This window comes from Blautia sp. AF19-10LB (genome assembly GCF_003461245.1).
Lineage (GTDB): Bacteria > Bacillota > Clostridia > Lachnospirales > Lachnospiraceae > Blautia_A > Blautia_A intestinihominis.
This window is the reverse complement of record NZ_QTWS01000080.1, coordinates 1-2,934: the sequence shown is the minus strand read 5'-3', so window position 1 is coordinate 2,934 and position 2,934 is coordinate 1. Positions and strand designations below refer to the sequence as shown.

The following is a 2,934-nucleotide window of genomic DNA, read 5'->3' as shown; positions in this document are numbered from 1 at the left end:
TGCTGCATAACACATATGCCCTATGATATTGGAATATTCCTGACTGATCTTTATGGATGCTTTATGTGACAGCAGCATTCCTCTTCCTCCTTCATACACTCTTACGGATGGAAATTTATAATCCACCTTGAATTAATACGACTTGCTCTGATGCTCAATATAACGTCGAATATTTTCCTCAGATACAGATCCGACTGTTTCCACATAATAATAGGAATGGTTCCACAGCTCTCCTTTCCACAGCTGGTTTCTTATTTCTGGAAAACGTTCAAACAGTTTTCTGCCGGTGATCCCCTTCAGATACTTGACAATTGCTGTTATGGACAGCTTTGGTGGAGCTGATACAAAACAGTGGGCATGATCACCTTCACCACATTCAAATAAGTGAACAGTAAACCCCTTATCCTCAGCAATCTGCTGCACCAGTTTCTGAAGATATTCCTCAATTTCTTGGTTTAATATTTTCCGCCGGTATTTCACCGACCATACCATATGGTAGTTGATATTACACACACAAGTTCTATAATGTATTAGATTTTCTTTCATACATATAGTATAACATGATGAGTGGAAATGTGCAGCAAAACCCCAAACATATTTTCGATTGTTTATAGTGGTTCAGTTGTATGCCGGTTACGGCACTAATATCAGGGTGGGAGAGGAATTATTATATTTTTTCAATGTGCAGATATGCACAATCCTGCGCTTTCATCTCGGTAATTGAATTGCCGAGGATTCCCGCTTATTATCCTAATATCGAACTTTCATCTATGGAAGTCTGTTTTTTAACATGCTATAATATATAAAAATTTATTAGGATGAGGTAACCAAAAATGTATCATGACTTGACCGAGGGGAAAATCTCCCGCTCACTGCTGCTGTTTGCGCTACCTATGATGGCCGGCAATCTTCTGCAGCAGTTCTATAATATTGCGGATACACTGATCGTCGGGCGTGTGCTTGGAAGCAATGCGCTGGCGGCGGTGGGATCTGCTTATACTCTGATGACTTTTCTGACTTCTATCTTTCTGGGACTCAGTATGGGATCGGGGGCTCTTTTTTCTATTTATAAGGGAAAAAACGATCAGGATTCTCTGCGCAATGCGATCGTACATGCTTTTGCACTGATCATGGCTGTCACAGTGCTTTTGAATGTCCTGGTGTACATAGGAATTGATCCGATCCTGCATTTCCTGCGTGTACCTGACGAGGTATGGGATGGCATGAAAGCTTATCTGCTTGTGATATTTGCGGGTATCATTGCCACTTCACTGTACAATTACTTTTCCTGTCTGCTCCGTGCACTTGGGAATTCCACAATTCCGCTGGTATTTCTTGCGGTCTCTGCTGTCCTGAATATCGGACTGGATCTTTTATTCGTGGCTGTACTCCCATGGGGTATCCGTGGTGCCGCACTGGCAACGGTGATCGCACAGTATGTTTCAGGCATCGGCATTACGCTCTATGTACTGCTGAAATGCCGTGATCTGCTTCCTTCCAGAGAGGATCTACAATTCAACCGCCAGATCCTTGGTGAGATTGGAAATCTGTCTTCTATGACCTGCGTCCAGCAGTCTGTCATGAACTTTGGTATCCTGATGGTGCAGGGACTGGTAAACAGCTTCGGACCGGTCATTATGGCTGCTTTTGCTGCTGCTGTCAAAATTGATACGTTTGCGTATCTTCCGGTACAGGATTTCGGCAATGCATATTCTACCTTTATCGCACAGAATTACGGTGCAGGCAAAAAAGAGCGAATCCGCAAGGGAACAAAAGAATCATTCCTGATCAGTTTTCTTTTCTGTATTGTTATCTCGGCGGTGGTATGTATTTTTGCCGCACCGCTGATGAGGATCTTTGTCAGTGCGAAAGAAACTGCAGTTATTGCTTCCGGTGTGCGTTATCTCCGGATCGAGGGGGCTTTTTACTGCGGAATCGGCTGTCTGTTTTTGCTGTATGGTTACTATCGTGCAGTCAAGAAACCGGGCATGTCCGTCATCCTGACTGTGATATCTCTCGGAACACGTGTAGCTCTGGCGTATATCCTGTCTGCATATATCGGAGAAACCGGCATCTGGATGGCGATCCCGATCGGATGGGTGCTTGCCGATGTTACCGGTCTCGTTTATATGAAATTTCATGAAAAATAGTGGTCTCTGACAGCTCCATACAGATACAAAAACAAAAGAGTGCAGTTCCCGGTGACATGCTCCCACCACTTAAATCTTTGATTTTGAAGTGGGGGCTTCTTGCTCAATGGCTCCACTGAGCCAAGTATCTACAAGCTATCCTCGCGTGCCCCGCGATTTTTATTAGTCCTGTTACGGACTTTTTATTGTGCTGTCATGCACATTCTGCAAAGGTTCTTTTTCCCTCATTCATGATGTTCACTGCTGCATTTACATCACGGTCCATTCTGTGTCCGCATTCACAGTAATAAATCCTTTCAGATAAAGACAAGTTTTCTTTTTTCTTTCCACATGCACTGCAAATCTTACTTGATGCAAAATAACGATCTACTTTTATCAGATATTTTCCTCGTTCCTCCAGTTTATATTCCAGCATAGACAGAAACAGACCATATCCATTATCATGTACGCCTTTTCCAAGATGAAGTCCTCCTGCCATTCCTTTCAGATTCAGATCTTCCACGCATACTGCATCGAAGCTCTCGGCAAGACTGGCACTGAGTTTATGCTGAAAATCTTTTCTCTGATTTCGGATCTTTTCGTGGCACAGAGCAACTCGTTTCTTCTGCTTTTTATAATTCTGACTGCCTTTCTGACATCTGGACAGTTTCCGCTGTTCCCATGCAATCTTTTTCTCTGTGTTCCGGTAGAACATCGGATATTCAGCTCTTTCACCGGTAGAAAACACACACATTCCCTGCATCGCAAAATCGATCCCAATGAATTTTTCTGCCGGTCTTTTTTT

3 protein-coding genes are annotated in these 2,934 nt (G+C 43.3%); 1 reads left to right on the top strand and 2 read right to left on the bottom strand.

From position 1 onward, the window contains the following. Positions 1–132: 132 nt before the first annotated feature. Positions 133–546 carry an IS200/IS605 family transposase gene (tnpA, locus tag DWX28_RS19060; RefSeq protein ID WP_202030003.1) on the bottom strand — a complete coding sequence of 138 codons (414 nt, stop codon included), beginning with the start codon at positions 544–546 and terminating at the stop codon, positions 133–135. Positions 547–833: 287 nt separating this feature from the next. On the opposite strand from tnpA, the gene DWX28_RS19055 reads away from it, so the two are divergent. Further along, the gene (locus DWX28_RS19055; RefSeq protein ID WP_118254752.1) at positions 834–2,150 is read left to right on the top strand and encodes an MATE family efflux transporter; all 1,317 of its coding nucleotides are present in this window, start codon (positions 834–836) and stop codon (positions 2,148–2,150) included. Positions 2,151–2,343: 193 nt separating this feature from the next. On the opposite strand, the gene DWX28_RS19050 is transcribed toward DWX28_RS19055, so the two are convergent. After that, a partial coding sequence (locus tag DWX28_RS19050) for an RNA-guided endonuclease InsQ/TnpB family protein (protein ID WP_243002506.1) occupies positions 2,344–2,934 on the bottom strand: 591 nt, incomplete at its 5' end.